We start from the raw sequence: 19,207 nt of genomic DNA on the forward strand, positions 1-19,207 counted from the left end.
GGGGAGCCCAATGCTTCTCTGCATCGACTGCGGCAACACCAATACCGTCTTCTCGATCTGGGACGGCGAGGATTTCATCTCGACCTGGCGGATGGAGACCAATCACAAGCGTACCGCCGATGAATATTACGTCTGGTTGACCGGTCTGATGCGTCTGCAGGGGATCGAGGCCGGGATCAACTCGGTGATCGTCTCCTCGACCGTGCCGCGCGTGGTGTTCAACCTGCGTGTGCTGGCGAACCGCTATTTCAACTGTCGTCCGCTCGTGGTGGGCAAGCCCGAATGCCGCCTGCCGGTCGATCCGCGCGTCGATCCCGGCACCGGGGTCGGGCCCGACCGGCTCGTCAACACGGTGGCGGGGTTCGACCGTCACGGCGGCGACATCATCGTCGTCGATTTCGGCACCGCGACCACCTTTGATGTGGTGGCCCGCGACGGCGCCTATATCGGGGGCGTGATCGCCCCGGGGGTGAACCTCTCGCTCGAGGCGCTCCATGCTTCGGCCGCGGCGCTGCCCCATGTCGATGTGACGATGCCCGAGAAGTCGATCGGCACGAACACCGTCGCCTGTATTCAGTCGGGGGTTTTCTGGGGCTATATCGGTCTCGTCGAAGGCGTGGTGCGCCAGATCCGGCTCGAGCGCGACCGGCCGATGAAGGTCATCGCGACGGGCGGGTTGGCCGAGCTGTTCAGTCAGGGCTTTGACCTCTTTGACAGCATCGAATACGACCTTACCATGCATGGCCTGCGCCTCCTCCACGACTACAACAAGGACTTCCCCGCGTGAGTGACAGACTGATTTACCTCCCCCTGGGCGGTGCCGGCGAGATCGGCATGAACGCCTATGTCTATGGCTATGGTCCCGAGGGGAAGGAGCGGCTGATCGTGGTGGATCTGGGGGTGACCTTCCCGGATATGGACGGCACGCCCGGCGTCGACCTGATCTTCGCCGATCTCGAATGGCTCGAGGACAATGCCGACCGGATCGAGGCGATCTTTATCACCCACGCCCATGAAGACCATATCGGCGCGCTCCCCCACGTCTGGGGCAAACTGCGCAAGCCGGTCTATGCGCGTGCCTTCACCGGACGGATCGGGCAGCTGAAACTCGAAGAGGCCGGGATCCCGCCCGAGACGATCTCGATTGTCGAGCCGCGCCCGCAAACCATTTCCTGTGGCCCCTTCACGGTGCAATTCGTGCCGGTCTCGCACTCGATCCCGGAAAGCTCCGCGCTGGTGATCGACACGCCCGCGGGCCGCGTCGTGCATACGGGCGATTTCAAGCTCGACGGCAACCCGATCGTGGGCGAGCCCTTCGACCCCGAGCTCTGGCACGAGATCGCCAAGGAAGGCGAGGGCGTGAAAGTTCTGGTGAGCGATTCCACCAACGTGTTCTCGCCCCAGCCCGGCCGGTCGGAGGCCACGCTGGCCGAGCCGCTGGCCGAGTTGATCGCCTCGCAACAGGGCATGGTGGTTGCCACGACCTTCGCCTCGAACGTGGCACGGCTGAAGACGCTTGCCGAGGCGGGCAAGGCTGCGGGTCGCTCGGTCTGCCTGCTGGGCCGCGCGATGAAACGCATGGTTTCGACCGCCGAGGAAACCGGCGTTCTGATGGGCATGCCCGGTACGATCCCGGCCGAGGAAGCCGTCGAGGTGCCGCGTCAGAACCTGATGCTGATCGTGACCGGCTCGCAGGGCGAGCGTCGTGCCGCCTCGGCCCAGCTTGCGCGCGGAAAGTATCTCGGGTTGCAGATGAAGGAGGGCGATACGTTCCTGTTCTCCTCCAAGACCATTCCGGGCAATGAGCGCGGCGTGATCCGCATCATGAATTCGTTTTCCGAGATGGGCGTCGACGTGGTCGATGACCGGGGCGGGCTTTATCACGTCTCGGGCCATGCGAACCGGCCTGATCTCGAGGCCGTGCATGACCTGCTGCGCCCGAAGATGCTGATCCCGATGCATGGTGAGCACCGCCACCTGCGCGAGCACGCAAAAATCGGCGCCGACAAGGGGATCGCGTCGGTCGTCGCGACCAACGGGACCATGATCGACCTGACCGGCGATTTCCCGAAGGTCGCGGAACATATCGAGGCGGGCCGGACTTATCTCGATGGCTCGGTGCAGATCGGGGCTCTGGATGGTGTGGTGCGTGACCGCATCCGCATGGCGCTCAACGGTCTGGTGCTGGTCACGGTCATCCTCGACGAGGAAGACCAGGCCCTTGGTGAGCCCTGGGTCGAGCTGATGGGCCTGCCGAAAACGGGGCGCTCGGGCGCGCCGCTGGCCGAGCAGATCGAGGATGAGATGACCGAGTTCCTCGACCGCGCGCCGGTCAAGATCCTGTCCAACGACGACAAGATCGACGAGGCTCTGCGCCGCATCGCGCGGCAGGTCTCGATGGAAGAGATCGGCAAGAAACCCGAGGTGATCGTTGTCACTAGCCGCCTGATGGAGTGAGCGCGCTCCCGCGCCCATATTCCGACGACATGAAAAATCCCCGCCCGAGGATGCCTCCGGCGGGGATTTTTTTACCAACTCGAAAGGATCAGCCTTCGGCGCTGTCCTCGGCCGTTTCTTCCGATTTCGAGGGACGGAAGGAGACGGTGAGGAAGTCGGGGACGTGATCGCCCATGCCGACGACATCATTGTCGCGCTCGCGCCGGTTTCGGCCACCGCGCGAACGGCGGGACTTGTTATCGTCCTCGAATTTCGGCTCGGTCCGGGTCTCGATGCGCTGCTCCGGCTCGGCGGGTTTCGCCTCGGCCTGTTGCGGGGCGTCGGTCTGAGCCTCTTTGATCGCTTCGGGTTGGCTGGCTTCGCGCTTGCGGTCACGGCTACCGCGTTCGCCACGCTCGCCGCGTTCCCGGCCACGACCGCCGCGCGAGCGGCCGCCCTTGTCGTCTTCGCGCTTGCGCGCGGGTTGCTTCGCGCCTTCGGAAAGCTCGAACCCTTCCGGCGTCTCGGCGCGGGGGATTTCCATCTTCACGAGGCTTTCGATCTGGCTGAGGAATTTCTCGTCCTGCGGCACCGCGATCGAGATCGCCGTGCCCTTGCGGCCCGCGCGACCGGTGCGGCCGATACGGTGGACATAGTCTTCGGCATGCATCGGCAGGTCGTAGTTGAACACATGGCTCACTGCCGGAATATCGAGGCCGCGCGCGGCCACATCCGAGGCCACGAGCACCTTGAGCGAGCCGTCGCGGAACGAATCCAGCGTGCGCATGCGCTGGCTCTGGTCGAGATCGCCATGGATCGGGGCCGCGTCGAAGCCGTATTTCTGCAAGGACTTCGCAACGATATCGACATCGACCTTACGGTTGCAGAAGACGATCGCGTTGGTGCAGGTCTCGCCCTCGGCGCTGATCAGCGCGCGCAGCAGTTCGCGCTTGGCCTTCGCCGTCTGGTCGCGCCGCGCCGGGGTGATCTCCACCAGTTTCTGGGTGATCGTCTCGGAGGTCGTCGCCTGACGCGCAACCTCGACGCGCACGGGCGCGTGCAGGAACGTGTTGGTGATCCGCTCGATCTCGGGCGCCATGGTCGCCGAGAAGAACAGCGTCTGGCGGGTGAAGGGCGTAAGCTGGAAGATACGCTCGATATCGGGGATGAAGCCCATGTCGAGCATCCGGTCGGCCTCGTCCACCACCATCACCTTCACATCCGTGAGGATCAGCTTGCCGCGCTCGAAATGGTCGAGCAGGCGGCCGGGCGTGGCGATCAGCACGTCGACGCCCTTGTCGATGAGCTTGTCCTGCTCGCCGAAGGAGACGCCGCCGATCAGCAGCGCGCGGGTCAGTTTCGTGTTCTTCGCGTAGAGATCGAAGTTCTCCGCCACCTGCGCGGCCAGTTCGCGCGTCGGGCAAAGCACCAGCGAGCGCGGCATCCGCGCCCGGGCGCGGCCACGGCGCAGCAGGGTCAGCATCGGCAGCGTGAAGCTTGCGGTCTTGCCGGTGCCGGTCTGGGCGATGCCCAGCACGTCCTTGCCTTCGAGCGCGGGCGGGATCGCGCCCGCCTGGATCGGCGTGGGCGTCTCGTAGCCCGCATCGGCAACGGCGGAAAGGACCTTCGGGTCCAGCTTCAGATCGGAAAATTTGGTCATTGGGGTCCTTGGAATTCCTGTATCGCGTCCTGTCGCGGCCCACGTCGGAGGGGAACCGCACTTGGGCGCTTGAGGAAACCGGGCGCCCTGACTGCGCCTCGCCGGATTGCGAGGCTTCGCGCACGCCCTAGCCGATTGCGACGTAAAGGTCAATCTTTACGCCGGAATTGACGCAGGGGGCGAGGGCTTGCATAGGGACACGGAACCTGACCTTCTGGAGCGGGTTTGGCCCGAGTAGGTTTCTGAGGGACGATCATGGCAGTTGCGGAAAGCGCGGGGCTCGGCCCCGTCCTGGCCTTCGGGCTGGTGGGGGTATTCGGCGTGGGGGCGCAATGGCTCGCCTGGCGGCTGCGCCTGCCCGCGATCGTCATCATGCTTGCCGCAGGTCTGATCGCGGGTCCCGCAACCGGACTTTTGAACCCGAGCCGTGATTTCGGAGAACTTCTCAGTCCATTGATCGCGCTCGCCGTGGCGGTCATTCTCTTCGAGGGAGGGTTCTCACTCGATCTCCACCGGCTGGGTGATGCGAAATCGGGTGTGAAGCGGCTTGTGTTCATCGGCGCGCCGCTGGGCTGGCTGTTGTCCACGCTGGCCCTTGTCTGGGGCGCGCAGCTCAGCTGGGAGAGCGCGGCCGTGTTCGGCGGCATCATGGTGGTCACCGGTCCAACGGTCATCGCCCCCTTGCTGCGCACGGCGAAACTGGCACGCAGGCCGGCGCGGCTTCTGCAATGGGAAGCGATCGTCAACGACCCGATCGGCGCGCTGGCAGCCGTTCTGGCCTTCGAGGTGGTGATCACCCTGCGCTCGAACCTGCCCATGGGAGAGGCGATCGGCCATCTCGCGCTTGGCATCGCCTTCGCGGCGGTGATCGGCGGGGCGGTGGGCTGGGGGATCGCGCGGGCTTTCGGCCGTGGTCTCGTGCCCGAATTCATGAAGGTGCCGGTGCTGTTCGCGACGTTGTTGATCACTTTCGCCGTCACCGACAGCGTCCTGCACGAGAGCGGCCTTCTGGCGGTGACGGTGATGGGTCTGGTGATCGGAAACGCGGATCTGCCCTCTTACGAGGAACTCCGCCGTTTCAAGGAACATGCGACCGTGCTGCTCGTCTCGGGCGTCTTCATTCTGCTCGCGGCCAATATCGAGATCGACCAGCTTGCGGCGCTGGACTGGCATGCGCTTTTGTTCGTGGTGCTCGTGGTTCTCGTCGCACGGCCGCTGACGGTGCTGATCTCGCTGATCGGCTCGGGGTTGCCGCGCAACGAGCGGCTGTTCATTGCCTTTACCGGCCCGCGCGGGGTGGTGCTCGTGGCGGTGGCGGGGCTTTTCGGGCAGCGCCTTGCCGAGGTGGGGGTGCTTGACGGGGTCCGGATCGGGCCGCTGGCTTTCGTGCTCGTTCTGCTGACCGTGATTGTGCACGGCTTCACGCTGGCGCCGATGGCGCGGCGGTTGGGGCTGGCCAATACCGACAAGCCGGGGTTGCTGATCGTGGGGGGCTCGCGCTTTACGACGGCGCTGGCCGAAACGCTGACGAAAGCGGAGGTGCCGGTGTTGATCACCGATCCGAACCACGCTCACCTGATCCGGCCGCGCGCCAACGGGATCAAGACCTTCTACGGTGATATTCTCGGTGAAGCGGCCGAGGATACCGTCGAACTGATGTCCTATTCGACGCTGCTCGCGGCGACCGATAACGATGCCTACAACACGCTTGTCGCGACCGATCTCGCGCCGGAACTCGGTCGGGACAAGGTCTGGCAGATGCCGCGGCTCAAGGACGACCGCGAGCGCCATGCACTGCCCACCCAGCTTGGTGGACGGCGTTTCGGGGCTGGGCGGACGCTTGAAGGGTGGGAGAAGCTTCTTGCCGAGGGTTGGATCTTCCGCGTGACGAAGATCACCGAGGAATACGGTCTGCCGCAATGGCGCGAGAAGCGCCCCAATGCGCAGCCGGTGATGGTGATCGCTCGCAACGGAGACCTGCGCTTCGTCACCGATCCGGAGGCGATGAAGGTCGAGGCGGGCGCGCGGATCATTTCTCTTCTGCCGCCTGAGGCACAGGAGGAAGAGGTCGCGCAGAAATCCAGGGCGGGAGAGAAACCCTCGGGTCAGCCGGGGCCTGCGGCGCCTATTCCGTGACGGGACTTCATCCTTAGCAGGGAAGGGGCCCCCGGCGATGTTTGGCGGGGGCACGTCTGGCTCGCTACGCCAAAGCGCCGGTTTCGTTGAGAGGCATGGGTGAGCGCGCATTGACGGCGGACGGGGCGTTGTCTCACCTTGTCAGACCGGAGGCGCGCGGGAGGTGGCCCGCTCCGCCCGGGCGTGCGCTGCGCCACAAACGGCAAACGTGATCGGAGGGGCGCGCGAGTTTCAGCACCGAGTGCAGGTCATTGGGGCCAAAGAGTTCGCTATTGGCCAAACCCAAAGCTCTTGAAAAAGAAACCCCCGGCACTGTCTCGCAGTGCCGGGGGTTGGTTTTTGCGTCAGCCTTTGACCGCGCCGCTTATTCCGCGGTGAGCAGCGGCGGCTTGGAGCCCGAGATCCGCTTGCGGCCCGGTTCCTCGACCTTGATGACGATCTTGTCGTCCTTGACCGAGACCTTGGCCACGCCGCCCTTCGTGAGCTTGCCGAAGAGCAATTCCTCGGCCAGCGGCTTCTTGATGTGCTCCTGAATGACGCGGCCCAGCGGACGCGCGCCCATCTTGTCGTCGTAGCCCTTCTCGGCGAGCCAGTTCGCGGCGGCCGGGGTGAGCTCGATATGCACGTTGCGGTCGATGAGCTGCGCTTCGAGTTGCAGCACGAACTTGTCGACCACCTGCAAGATGACCTCGCGCGGCAGCGGTGCGAAGCTGACCACGGCATCCAGACGGTTGCGGAATTCGGGCGTGAAGGTCCGCTCGATAGCGGCGGTATCCTCGCCCTCGCGCCGGTCGCGCCCGAAGCCGATCGCGGATTTCGCCTGTTCGGCAGCGCCCGCGTTCGAGGTCATGATCAGGATCACGTTGCGGAAATCGACGGTCCGCCCGTTATGGTCGGTGAGTTTCCCGTGATCCATCACCTGCAGCAGGATGTTGTATACATCCGGGTGCGCCTTCTCGATCTCGTCGAGCAGCAGCACGCAATGCGGGTGCTGGTCGATCGCATCGGTGAGCATGCCGCCCTGATCGAAGCCGACATAGCCCGGAGGTGCACCGATCAGGCGCGAGACCGCGTGTTTCTCCATGTATTCGGACATGTCGAACCGGACCAGCTCGACCCCGAGCGTATCGGCGAGCTGCTTGGCAACTTCGGTCTTGCCGACGCCGGTCGGGCCCGCGAAGAGGTAGTTGCCGATCGGCTTCTCGGGCTCGCGCAGGCCTGCGCGGGCCAGCTTGATCGCCGAGGACAGCGCTTCGATCGCATTGTCCTGACCGAAAACGACACGCTTGAGCGACTTTTCGAGATCCTTCAGCACCTCGGCATCGTCCTTCGAGACATTCTTCGGAGGGATGCGGGCGATCTTGGCGACGACCGCTTCGATCTCCTTGGCGCCGATCGTCTTGCGCTTCTTGCTCTCGGGCAAGAGGTGCTGGGCCGCGCCCGCCTCGTCGATCACGTCGATCGCCTTGTCGGGCAGCTTGCGGTCATGCACATAGCGCGCCGACAGCTCCACTGCCGCCTTGATCGCGTCATTGGTGTAGCGGATGTCGTGGTGCTTTTCGAAATAGGGCTTGAGACCCATGAGGATCTTGATCGAATCCGGCACCGAAGGCTCGTTCACGTCGATCTTCTGGAACCGGCGCGACAGCGCGCGGTCCTTCTCGAAATGCTGGCGGAACTCCTTGTAGGTGGTGGAGCCCATCGTGCGCAGCTTGCCGCCCTGAAGCGCGGGCTTGAGCAGGTTCGAGGCATCCATTGCGCCACCCGAAGTCGCGCCGGCGCCGATCACGGTGTGGATCTCGTCGATGAAGAGGATCGCGTCGGGATGCTCTTCAAGCTCCTTCACGACCGCCTTCAGGCGCTCTTCGAAATCGCCGCGATAGCGGGTGCCTGCGAGCAGCGCGCCCATGTCGAGCGAGTAGATCGTGGTTTTCGACAGGATCTCAGGCGTTTCGCCCCGCACGATCTTGAGTGCGAGACCTTCCGCGATCGCGGTCTTGCCCACGCCGGGATCGCCCACCAGGAGCGGGTTGTTCTTGCGGCGGCGGCACAGCACCTGAATGCAACGCTCCACCTCGTGCTCGCGCCCGATCAGCGGGTCGATATCGCCCTTCTCGGATTTGACGTTGAGGTTGACGCAGTACTTTTCGAGCGCGCTGTCCTTCGCGTCGGCCTGAGCGGGCCCTTCGGCCTTCTGCTCTTCCTCGGCGCCGGACACGGGACGCGTTTCACCGAACTCGGGATCTTTCGCGACACCATGGGCGATGAAGTTCACCGCGTCATAGCGCGTCATGTCCTGCTCTTGCAGGAAATAGGCGGCGTTGCTCTCGCGCTCGGCGAAGATCGCGACGAGCACGTTCGCCCCGGTCACTTCCGAGCGGCCCGAGCTTTGGACATGAATCGCGGCGCGCTGGATCACCCGCTGGAAAGCGGCGGTCGGCACGGCTTCGGACCCTTCGATCTCGGTCACGAGGGTGGAGAGTTCGTCATCGATGAATTCGACCAGCGTTGCACGCAATTCATCGAGATCGACGGCGCAGGCTTTCATCACGCGCGCGGCATCGGGCTCGTCGATCAGTGCGAGGAGCAGATGCTCGAGCGTCGCCAATTCGTGTTTTCGGGCGTTGGCGAGCGCCAGTGCACCGTGAATGGCCTGTTCGAGCGTATTGGAAAACGACGGCATGAGCTGCTCCTTTCCTGCGAGAGGTGGCGCGAGGGGATACCCGAGCCATCCTGACCTCATACTTTTAAAGTTCGGTGGAATTTGCTGCGCTTCAAGTCTTTTCACGCTCAAAAAGCGACACGGGTCCGATTCGTGCGGAAAAAACGGTCACTTCGTCGCACCGGCGGTGCATGAGCGCACCAAGGGCGCGCAATATGTTGGGGGTTTTGCGGATGATGCTCCCCATATGGGGAGGGTTTCGGCCCGTTCAAGGGCTGTGCCTGTTACTTGGGCGACTCGGAGCGCGACCGGGCAGCGTCCTCCTGCGTGTCTTCAGGAACGGGCGGTCGCCGGGTCGTCGTTTTCTGCAACGCAGCCGCCATATCGGCCTCGTCGGCATCTTCGGGCGCGGTGTCATCTACGCCCGTCGCAGGCGCTTCCGGCGCGTCCATTTCGTCCGCCTCGTCTTCGTCGAGATCCGCTTCGCGATGGGCGGCCGGGGAATGTTCGAGAAGCAGTGCGATAATATCGGTCCGGGTCAGGATGCCCACCAGCCGCCTGCTTTCCGTCACCGGGATCACACGGGCCTCGCGGTGGGCGAGCCGTTCGAGAAGGGTGCCGATCGGGGTATCGCCCTCGACCGTTTCGATATCGGTGTGAAAAATTGCGCGCGCTTCCGCCTCGGGTGGGGCCGCGCGGAACCGCAGCGGGCGGCGCAGCACGTCGAATTCCTTGAACAGTTCCTCGAGCGCGTCATGCTGGTCGACCACCCCGAGGTAGTATCCCGCGCTGTCCACCACCGGCAGGGTGTGCACATTCAGCGCGGTCATCTTGCGCACGATCTCCGATAGCGGCGCCTCGGGCGATACGGTGACGGGGTTTTGCGTCATCAGATCGCGCACGCGGGTATCGGCCAGAAGCGCTTCGGCCGCGCGGTGCTCGGCTGCGGCCATCAGACGGGCCAGATCGGCGGGGGCCACGTTGGCGGACTGGTTGAATTCGACAAGCAGCTCTTGTAGGTCGCGCTGGCTCAGAGAGCGCGCAGGCCCGCGGGCGCGGCCCACATGGGCGGGATGATGGGCGAGCGGGCGGGTCGGATAGGCGATGCCGAAGAGACGGTTCCAGAGCATCGCGGAAAGGATCAGAATCGCCGTCATCATCCCGATCGGGAAGATCGCGAAGCCGAAGCCGACATGGCGGCCCGCCTCGTGTTCGAGCACCGCGAGCAAGGCGATCCCGGCGGCCGGCGGATGCAGCGCACGCGCGGCCATCATCGCGACGATCGCGCCCGCGACCGCAATCCCGTCGGCATAGGGCGGAGGGATCAGCATCAGCACCGCGACCGGCACCACCGCCGAAATCATCATTCCCATCATCGCCGCCCAGGGCTGGGAGAGAGGTGAATTGGGCAGGACGAAGAGCAACACGGCGGTCGAGGCGAAGCTGGACACGAGATAGATCCCCGCCTCGCGTGAATGGGGCAGGGTGGTCACGATGAAGGTGACGAAGAGGATTGCCACGCCAGCCCCGATCGCTCCGCGCAGGATATCGACCGCCGGGCGGCGGCCCATCGAGGGACCGAAGCGGCGGAATTGGCGGCGGATGTCTTTCGGAAGCTGGCTGAGCGGCATCGGATCGTGATTTGAAAAGGCGCGTCAGGTATCGCCTTTGCGCGGTCGGGATGCAAGCGGACGCGACGGTGCGGAACATGGAGGGCGCGATCGCGGGCGCGCTTGGCGATGCGGAGCAAACGCGCGCTTGTCATCCTCTCGCCCCCCGCTATGTTCGGGCGCGGTTTCACATCGGGAGAGAGTATGAGCGGTTCGGTGGACAAGACCCTGCGCATCGCCAAGGCACAGGCGAAAAGCGGTGCCTTTGCCGAGGCCGAGGCGCTCTATCGCGAGGTGCTTGCCCGCTTTCCCTCGAACAAGCGCGCACAGGCGGGGCTGGCCGAGTTGCAAGCGGTGCGCGGACAGGGGCCGCTGGGTCAGCCACCGCGGGCGATGATCGAGGAGCTTGTCGGGCTGGCGCGGGCGCGCCGTTTTCGTGATCTCGTGGCCGCGACCGTCCCGGCGCTCGCGCGGTTCCCGCGCGCCGAGCCGATCCTTGAACTGCGCGCGGTCGGCCTGCTGAATATCGGCGATCATCGTGGCGCGGCGGATCTTTACAAGCAGCTTGCCGATATGCGCCCGATGGATGTCGAATTGCTGGGCAAGCTTGGCAATGCGCAGCTGATGGGGGGCGATGCCGAAGGGGCCGTCGACACCTTCTCGCGCCTGCTGGAGCTGCGTCCGGGCGATGCGGTGGCCCACAACAACCTCGGCAATGCGCTGGCCAATCAGCGCGAGCCCGAGCGCGCGATGGAGCATTACGCCGCAGCCGTCGCCGCCCGGCGCGACCTGCTCCCCGCGCAGGTGAACCTCGGCAAGCTTCTCTACCTGCGCGGCGAGGTGCCCGAGGCGCGCCGCCACATCGAGGCGGCGGTAAAGCTTGCGCCGGACAACCCGAACCTGCTCGATCTGCTGGGCAATCTGCTCAAGGCGCAGGGAGATACCGAAGGTGCGAAGGCGCATTTCGACGCGGCGCTGACGCTCGCGCCGAAATCGGCAGCGATCCATCTCAACCGGGCGCTGGTGCAGAAATTCCAGCCCGGAGACCCGCAGATCGCGACGCTCGAGGCGCTTCACCGCAACCCCTCGACGCCTGTCTCGGATCGCTCGCAGTTTGGGTTCGCTTTGGCCAAGGCCTATGAGGATCTGGGCGAGATCGAGCGTTCCTACGCCCGGCTCAAGCAGGCCAATGCCGAGCGCAAGGCCGAGATCGGATACGATACCGCGCAGTCGCGCAAGCTCTTTGACCAGATCCGCAAGGCCTTTCCCGCACCTCATGCGCCGATTGCACCGCTGGAGGCGCCGACGGGTCCCGAACCGATTTTCATCCTCGGTCTGCCGCGCTCTGGCACGACTCTGATCGAGCAGATCATTTCCAGCCATCCCGATGTGGTGGCGGGCGGCGAGCGCGAGGAACTCAACTCCGCGCTCAAGGCGCTAGACTGGTCGTCGGTCGCCGGTTTCGAGCGCGAGGGTGCGAAGATCGAGGCAAGCTATCGCGAGATGCTGCGTCGCTTCGGGGGCGAGGCGGGCTTCGTGACCGACAAGATGCCGTCGAACTTCCTTTGGATCGGTGCGATCCGGGCGCTCTTTCCGAAGGCGCGCATCGTGCATGTCCAGCGCGATCCGCGCGCGGTGCTCTGGTCGATCTACAAGATGCGCTTCACCGGGACGGGTTATGGCTTTGGCTATGACCTTGGCGACCTCGTGGCCTATCATGGCTTGTACCGCGAGTTGATGGCGCATTGGCGCGCGCTTTTTGGCGATGCGGTGATCGATGTGGATTACGAGGCGCTGACGGCGGACCCGGAACCCGCGATCCGTGCGCTGATCTCGGCGCTGGGGCTGCCCTGGAACGATGCCTGCCTGCGCCCGCAGGACAATACCCGGGCCGTCAATACCGCCTCGAACCTGCAGGTGCGCCGCGCCATCTACACGGGCAGTTCGCAGGATTGGCAACGCTACGCGCATCTGATCGGCGAGGCTTTCGCCGGGCTGCCGGAATAGGTAAAGCTCTTTGGCGAGCCTTCCGGGGCAGTGAAGGAATACTGAGGGGAAAGACATGGCTGGTTCGGTTGACAAGCTTCTGCGTACAGCTCAGACGCAGGCCAAGAGCGGAGCATTTCGCGAGGCGGAGGCGACCTATCGCGAGCTTTTGGCGCGTTTCCCCGCGAACAAGCGCGCTCAGGCTGGGCTGGCGGAACTTGCCGCGACTGTCGCGAATGCGGTCGGCCGCGAGCCGCCGCGCCAACTGATCGGCCAGCTCTTCGCGCTCAAACGCGCCGGGCGAGATCGCGACATGGTGGCACTCGTCAAGAAGGCGCGCATGCAGTTTCCCCGCTCGCTCGCGCTGCTCGAGATCCACGCCAACGGGTTGTCGGCGCTCAATGACCGCGAGGGGGCTGCCGCGCTCTATCGCGAGCTGACCAAGCTCAACCCCTTGAACCCGGACTATTTCGGTAATCTCGGCAACGAGCTGATGCTGCTGGGCAAGTATGACGAGGCAGAGGACGCATATGAGCGTATTCTGGAACTGCAACCGACCAATCCGGTTGCTCTGAACAATCTCGGCAACGTCAAGAACCGGCTCGAGTTCAACAAGGAGGCGCTCGATCATTACGAGGCGGCGGTGAAAGCGGCCCCGAATTATGTCGAGGCGCGGCTGAACCTCGCAGAGACGCTTCTGTCCTATGGTGACGTTGCGAAGGCCGGTCAGCAGGTCGAGGAAGTCCTCAAGATCGACCCGGGCAACCTCTACGCCCGGACCAAGGGCGCGATCGTCACGGCGCGCATGGGCGACAAGGAGGCTTCGCGCGAACAAATCGAAGCGGTGCTGGCGATCGAGCCGCATTTCGGCCCTGCGCTCAAGGTCAAGGCGGGCAACCATACCTTCGTGAAGGACGACCCCTTCTTCGGCGTGATGGATGTCGCCCTTCAGGATCCGACGATCGTGGGCAAGGACCGGGCCAATCTCGAGTTCACGCTTGGTCGGGCCCGCAACGATCTCGACGAGCCGGAGGCCGCTTTCGCCCATTTCGCGCGCGGCAATGCCATCCGCAAGGAACTGGTCGGGTATCACATCTCGAAGGATGAAAAGCTCTTCGCCGAGATCAAGGCCGGGTTCGCCGAGCCGCGTCCCGCGTTGCCTGCGGAAACCGGGCAGGGCCCCGATCCGATCTTCATCCTCGGCATGCCGCGTTCGGGCACGACGCTGGTCGAGCAGATCGTCACCGCGCACCCGATGGTCGCGCCGGGCGGCGAGCTTACCGATCTGGGTACGGGGCTGCGCCGTTTCGACTGGGCCGATCCGAATGGCCTGCAGGAGATCGGTCCCGAGCTGCGTGCCTCCTATCGCGAGACCCTGAAATCGCTCGCAGGCGACAAGCCCTATGTCACCGACAAGATGCCGCTGAACTTCCGCTTCATCGGCGTGATCAAGGTCCTCTTCCCGGATGCGAAGATCATCAACCTGCACCGCGACCCGCGTGCGGTGCTCTGGTCGATCTATCACCACAACTTCGCTTCGGATGGGAACGCCTATGCGCACGATCTCGATGATCTCGTGGATTACTGGCATCTCTACAAGGATATGATGGCGCATTGGAACGCGCTCTATCCGGGCCAGATCTTCGACCTGAAATACGAGGCGCTGACCGAGGATCCCGACACGGTGATCCGCTCGCTGATCGATTATCTCGGCCTGCCCTGGGACGAGGCCTGCCTGCGTCCGCAAGACAACAAGCGCGTCGCCAAGACGGCCTCGCGCGAGCAGGTCAAGAAGCCGATCTACAAGGGCAGCTCGAACGCCTGGCAGAAATATCGACCCTTCGTGGAGAAAGCCTTCTCGCGGCTTGATGTCTGGACAGACGCCTGATGACTTGCGCGGTATCGCGCGGCGGACTGTAGCCCGACGACGGACCAGCACGGAGTGCGGCCATGCCCGAGATCTCTCATCTGATCGCCTTCGCGGCGGTGGCGCTTGCGATGGTGCTCAGCCCGGGGCCGAACATGATCTATCTGGTCTCGCGCACGATCTGTCAGGGGCGCGGGGCCGGGATGATCTCGTTGGGCGGGGTGGCGCTGGGCTTCGTCTTCTACATGTTTTGCGCGGCCTTCGGGATCACCGCCTTCGTCCTTGCGGTGCCCTTCGCCTATGATGCGCTGCGGTTTGCGGGGGCGGCCTATCTGCTCTGGCTCGCCTGGCAGGCGGTGCGGCCCGGCGGGCGGTCCGCCTTCGAGACGCGCGAGCTGCCGCGCGACGGGCCACGCAAGCTTTTTGCGATGGGCTTCGTGACGAACCTTCTCAATCCGAAGATCGCGGTCATGTATCTGTCGCTGCTGCCGCAATTCATCGACCCCGAGGCGGGTTCGGTTCTGGTGCGGTCGCTGGCGCTGGGAGGGGTGCAGATCGCGATCAGCGTGGCGGTGAATGCGGGGATCGTGCTTGCAGCGGGAACCATCGCGGGGTTCCTTGCCGAGCGTCCTTTGTGGATGCGGGTGCAGCGCTGGGCGATGGGAACGGTACTTGCTGCGCTTGCGCTGAGCGTGCTGCGCGAGGCGCGGCGCTAGGTCTCAGAACCGGTCCTTGCGGGCGCGCGCTTCGGTGAAGACGGCGAGCGGCGTGGCGTCTGCGGGCAGGCCAAGCGCCGCGCGCAGCCTTGAGTCGGCGCCGCGCAGGAAGGGATTGGTGGCTTTCTCCAGACCAAGCTCGACTGGCAGGGTTGGGCGCATCTGGGCGCGCGTGGCGCGCACTTCCTCCATCCGGGCGAGCAGGTTCGGGTTGTCGGGCTCGAGCGAGAGCGCGAACCGGCCATTGGCCTCGGTATATTCGTGCCCCGAACAGACGAGCGTCTCGTCGGGCAGTTCGCTGAAGCGGGTCAACGTGTCGAACATCTGCGCCGCCGAACCCTCGAAGAGACGTCCGCAGCCCCAGCTCATCAGGCTGTCGCCGGAAAACAGCAGGCCCGCCTCGGGAAAGTAATAGGCGACATGGCCCACGGTGTGCCCGTCGGCAGGCATCACCTCGACATGCTCCATCCCGATCGCGAGCTTCTCGCCCGGCGCAACCTCCTGATCGAGCGGCGGAAGGCGATGCGCATCGGCCGCCGCCCCGATCACCTTCGCCCCGGTCGCCGCGGAAAGTGCCTTCACCCCGTCGATGTGGTCGGCATGGTGATGGGTGATCAGGATGAGATTCGCTTTCCAGCCTCGCTCGGTCAGTGCCTTGAGCACCGGCGGAGCCTCGGGCACGTCGATCACGGTGGTGGTATCGGTCGCTGCCTCATGCACGACATAGGCGTAATTGTCCGCCAGACAGGGAACGATCAGCAATTCGACGGCCATGGTTTTTTCTACCGCATTGATTATCTTGTCACATAGCTAAGCCCAACGAAGCGGAAGGCGCAATGCATCTCGACGTTCTCGACCTGCGGAATTTCTATTACCGCACGCAGCTTGGCCGGGCGGCGCAACGGGCGATCCGTGATCGTGTCGAGGCGCTGTGGCCAGCGACCGGGCCGAGTATGGCGGGGCAGACCGTTGCGGGCTATGGGTTCGCGGTGCCGCTCCTGCGTCCTTATCTGGAACCCGCGCGCCGGGTGATCGGCTTGATGCCGGCGGGGCAGGGGGTAATGCCTTGGCCGGCGGGGATGCCCAATGTTTCCGTGCTGTGCGACGAGGCGCGCTGGCCGCTGGAGACAGGGCGGGTGGATCGGCTGATCGTGATGCATGGGCTCGAGACATCGGATAATTCCGACGCGCTCATGGAGGAATGCTGGCGCGTGCTGGGGCCGGGCGGGCGCGCGCTGTTCATCGTGCCCAACCGCGCCGGTCTCTGGGCGCCGCGTGAAACGACGCCCTTCGGTTTCGGCAAACCCTACACGCTGGGTCAGCTCGACCAGCTCGCGCGGCGCTCGGGTTTTGTCCCCGAGCGACACACCGGCGCGCTCTATATCCCGCCGAGTCACCGGCGCTTCTGGCTGCGTTCGGCCGCGATGTGGGAGCGGATCGGGGTGAAGGTCTCTGGGGTGCTCGCCGCCGGGGTGATCATGCTAGAGGTCTCCAAGCAGGTTCACGCACGACACAATTCGGGACTCGGCGCGCGGGTGCGCAAGCCGCTCTCGATTCTCGAAGGGGCGGTGAAACCTGCGACGGACCCGGTCTGACCCGGTCTAGCAGCAGGCTGATCCAGGGCGCGCGCTGGACGTCACGCGAAATTTTACTCCGCCCCGCGTCCTTCGCGACGAAATCACCTGTCGCGAATTGCCGTCGAGGGAGAAAGTTTCGAACCTGCCGCCGGTTTTTCCAAGCCTGTCGTGGTGAATCACCGGGATCCGCGAAATCGCCGCGTGGGCCGGAAAATTCGTGTTAGCGCCCTCATTTTCGGCCCGCGTGTGTCACCTTCTCGCGACGAAGTGCAAAATGCGGGCTTCTGCTCACATTCTCGTGCTCAAGACGGTTGCGAGGGGGGGATTGCTCTGCTAGTAGCCTCCCCGATAAGCGGTGCGGAGAGGCTGGATCTCCCGCGCCGGGGGAGCGCCCTCTCGGCACCGAAACGGTCGAGTGAGGGCAACAAGCATCGGAAGGGTGGACGTGTCCGAACCAGCTTCGATTTCCGCAAGCATCGCCGGCCGCTACGCGCTGGCAATTTTTGAACTTTCACGCGAAGAAAATTCCCTCGCGGCGCTCGAAGCCGATGTGACGGCGCTTTCGGACGCGCTGGCCGGTTCGGCCGAGATGCGCGAGATGATTTCCTCGCCGATCTACAGCCGCGACCAGCAGGCCGCCGCCGTCGGCGCGCTGGCTGGCAAGATGGGTTTGTCGGCTCCGATGTCAAACGGGCTGCAGCTGATGGGCGCCAAGCGCCGTCTCTTCGCGCTGCCGCAACTCCTCAACTCGCTCGCCGCTCTGATCGCCGACGAGAAGGGCGAAGTGACCGCCGAGGTCACCTCCGCCAGTGAACTTTCCGCAGCTCAGGCCAAGAAACTGGCCGAGGTGCTGAACAAGCAGACGGGCAAGACCGTCAAACTGAACACCGCTGTCGATGAAAGCCTCATCGGCGGCATGATCGTCAAGCTGGGCTCGCGCATGGTCGATACCTCGATCCGCTCGAAGCTCGCTTCCCTCAAGAACGCCATGAAAGAGGTCGGATAAACATGGGCATCCAAGCAGCTGAGATTTCTGCGATCCTCAAGGAGCAGATCAAGAATTTCGGGCAGGACGCCCAAGTCGCCGAAGTCGGCCGCGTGCTGTCGGTTGGCGACGGTATCGCGCGCGTCTACGGTCTCGACAACGTCCAGGCCGGTGAAATGGTCGAATTCCCCGGTGGTATCCGCGGGATGGCGCTGAACCTCGAAACCGACAACGTCGGTGTTGTTATCTTCGGTTCGGACCAGGACATCAAAGAAGGCGACACCGTCAAGCGCACGAACTCGATCGTGGACGTGCCGGTCGGTGAAGCGCTGCTCGGCCGCGTGGTCGACGGTCTCGGCAACGCGCTCGACGGCAAAGGCGCCATCGAAGCGAAAGAGCGTCGCGTCGCCGACGTGAAAGCCCCGGGCATCATCCCGCGTAAATCGGTGCACGAGCCGATGGCGACCGGCCTCAAGTCGGTCGACGCAATGATCCCGATCGGACGTGGCCAGCGCGAACTGATCATCGGCGACCGTCAGACCGGCAAGACCGCAATCGCGCTCGACACCATTCTGAACCAGAAGTCGTATAACGATGCCGATCCGTCGAACAAGCTGCACTGCTTCTACGTCGCCGTCGGCCAGAAGCGTTCGACCGTTGCCCAGCTCGTGAAGAAGCTCGAGGAAACCGGCGCGATCGAATACACCACCGTGATCGCCGCGACCGCTTCGGACCCCGCGCCGATGCAGTACCTCGCGCCCTACACCGCGACCGCGATGGCGGAATACTTCCGCGACAACGGCATGCACGCGCTGATCATCTATGATGACCTCTCGAAGCAGGCTGTGGCCTATCGCCAGATGTCGCTGCTGCTGCGTCGTCCGCCGGGACGTGAAGCTTACCCGGGCGACGTGTTCTACCTCCATTCGCGCCTGCTGGAGCGTTCGGCGAAGCTCAACGAGGACTTCGGTTCGGGCTCGCTCACAGCGCTTCCGGTCATCGAAACCCAGGCGGGTGACGTGTCGGCCTACATCCCGACGAACGTGATCTCGATCACCGACGGTCAGATCTTCCTCGAGACGGAACTCTTCTACCAGGGTATCCGCCCGGCCGTGAACACCGGTCTGTCGGTGTCGCGCGTTGGCTCGTCGGCTCAGACGAACTCGATGAAGACCGTGGCTGGCCCGGTTAAGCTGGAACTCGCCCAGTATCGCGAAATGGCGGCCTTCGCCCAGTTCGGCTCGGATCTCGACGCCGCGACCCAGAAGCTGCTGAACCGCGGTGCGCGTCTGACCGAGCTAATGAAGCAGCCGCAATATTCGCCGCTCACCAACGCGGAAATCGTCGCCGTCATCTTCGCCGGCACCAACGGCTTCCTCGACGGTATCCCGGTTTCGCAAGTCGGTAAGTTCGAGCAGGGCCTGCTGGATTACCTGCGCAACTCGCGGAAGGACATCCTCGAGTGGCTGACCAAGGAAGATCCCAAGATCAAGGGTGAAGCCGCCGACAAGCTCAAAGCCGCTATCGCCGACTTCGCCAAGACCTTCGCGTGATTGGCCTGAAAGGACAGGG

At 64.4% G+C, this 19,207-nt stretch carries 13 protein-coding genes; 9 read left to right on the forward strand and 4 right to left on the reverse strand.

Annotated features, from left to right (window positions below):
• Window positions 1-10: 10 nt before the first annotated feature.
• Entirely contained in the window at window positions 11-787 is a 777-nt protein-coding gene (locus tag BMG00_RS15050; RefSeq protein WP_078530054.1) for a type III pantothenate kinase, read from the forward strand.
• 47 nt (window positions 788-834) lie between these two features.
• On the forward strand, window positions 835-2,457 hold the full coding sequence (locus BMG00_RS15055; protein WP_078530193.1) for a ribonuclease J: 1,623 nt from the start codon (window positions 835-837) through the stop codon (window positions 2,455-2,457).
• A gap of 88 nt (window positions 2,458-2,545) precedes the next feature.
• On the opposite strand, the gene BMG00_RS15060 is transcribed toward BMG00_RS15055, so the two are convergent.
• The gene (locus tag BMG00_RS15060; RefSeq protein WP_078530053.1) at window positions 2,546-4,096 is read right to left on the reverse strand and encodes a DEAD/DEAH box helicase; all 1,551 of its coding nucleotides are present in this window, start codon (window positions 4,094-4,096) and stop codon (window positions 2,546-2,548) included.
• A gap of 255 nt (window positions 4,097-4,351) precedes the next feature.
• On the opposite strand from BMG00_RS15060, the gene BMG00_RS15065 reads away from it, so the two are divergent.
• Window positions 4,352-6,232 carry a cation:proton antiporter gene (locus tag BMG00_RS15065; RefSeq protein WP_078574916.1) on the forward strand — a complete coding sequence of 627 codons (1,881 nt, stop codon included), beginning with the start codon at window positions 4,352-4,354 and terminating at the stop codon, window positions 6,230-6,232.
• A gap of 364 nt (window positions 6,233-6,596) precedes the next feature.
• Here BMG00_RS15065 and clpA read toward each other — a convergent pair whose 3' ends face one another.
• Together clpA and BMG00_RS15075 are read right to left on the reverse strand one after the other, a co-directional pair.
• Window positions 6,597-8,915 (reverse strand): ATP-dependent Clp protease ATP-binding subunit ClpA, encoded by a 2,319-nt coding sequence (clpA, locus tag BMG00_RS15070; RefSeq protein WP_078530051.1) that lies wholly within the window; start codon window positions 8,913-8,915, stop codon window positions 6,597-6,599.
• A 263-nt stretch (window positions 8,916-9,178) separates the two neighbouring features.
• The gene (locus BMG00_RS15075) at window positions 9,179-10,525 is read right to left on the reverse strand and encodes an HPP family protein (RefSeq protein ID WP_078574917.1); all 1,347 of its coding nucleotides are present in this window, start codon (window positions 10,523-10,525) and stop codon (window positions 9,179-9,181) included.
• A gap of 183 nt (window positions 10,526-10,708) precedes the next feature.
• Here BMG00_RS15075 and BMG00_RS15080 point away from each other — a divergent pair, with 183 nt between their 5' ends.
• The 3 genes from BMG00_RS15080 (at window position 10,709) to BMG00_RS15090 (ending at window position 15,073) form a co-directional block, all read left to right on the forward strand.
• Window positions 10,709-12,511: a tetratricopeptide repeat-containing sulfotransferase family protein gene (locus tag BMG00_RS15080; protein WP_158521745.1), complete on the forward strand. Its 1,803-nt coding sequence runs from the start codon at window positions 10,709-10,711 to the stop codon at window positions 12,509-12,511.
• Between the two features lie 55 nt (window positions 12,512-12,566).
• Window positions 12,567-14,378 (forward strand): tetratricopeptide repeat-containing sulfotransferase family protein, encoded by a 1,812-nt coding sequence (locus BMG00_RS15085; protein WP_078574919.1) that lies wholly within the window; start codon window positions 12,567-12,569, stop codon window positions 14,376-14,378.
• 62 nt (window positions 14,379-14,440) lie between these two features.
• Window positions 14,441-15,073: a LysE family translocator gene (locus BMG00_RS15090; RefSeq protein ID WP_078574920.1), complete on the forward strand. Its 633-nt coding sequence runs from the start codon at window positions 14,441-14,443 to the stop codon at window positions 15,071-15,073.
• Window positions 15,074-15,076: 3 nt separating this feature from the next.
• On the opposite strand, the gene gloB is transcribed toward BMG00_RS15090, so the two are convergent.
• On the reverse strand, window positions 15,077-15,847 hold the full coding sequence (gene gloB / locus BMG00_RS15095) for a hydroxyacylglutathione hydrolase (protein ID WP_078530046.1): 771 nt from the start codon (window positions 15,845-15,847) through the stop codon (window positions 15,077-15,079).
• A gap of 62 nt (window positions 15,848-15,909) precedes the next feature.
• Between gloB and BMG00_RS15100 the strand changes: the two genes are divergently transcribed.
• The 3 genes from BMG00_RS15100 to atpA all read left to right on the forward strand — a co-directional run bounded on the left by BMG00_RS15100 (window position 15,910) and on the right by atpA (window position 19,188).
• Window positions 15,910-16,668 carry a class I SAM-dependent methyltransferase gene (locus BMG00_RS15100; protein WP_078530045.1) on the forward strand — a complete coding sequence of 253 codons (759 nt, stop codon included), beginning with the start codon at window positions 15,910-15,912 and terminating at the stop codon, window positions 16,666-16,668.
• A 427-nt stretch (window positions 16,669-17,095) separates the two neighbouring features.
• The gene (locus tag BMG00_RS15105; protein WP_078530192.1) at window positions 17,096-17,656 is read left to right on the forward strand and encodes a F0F1 ATP synthase subunit delta; all 561 of its coding nucleotides are present in this window, start codon (window positions 17,096-17,098) and stop codon (window positions 17,654-17,656) included.
• A gap of 2 nt (window positions 17,657-17,658) precedes the next feature.
• Window positions 17,659-19,188: a F0F1 ATP synthase subunit alpha gene (gene atpA, locus BMG00_RS15110; RefSeq protein ID WP_038079007.1), complete on the forward strand. Its 1,530-nt coding sequence runs from the start codon at window positions 17,659-17,661 to the stop codon at window positions 19,186-19,188.
• Window positions 19,189-19,207: the final 19 nt, after the last annotated feature.

Source organism: Thioclava marina, assembly GCF_002020135.1.
GTDB lineage: Bacteria > Pseudomonadota > Alphaproteobacteria > Rhodobacterales > Rhodobacteraceae > Thioclava > Thioclava marina.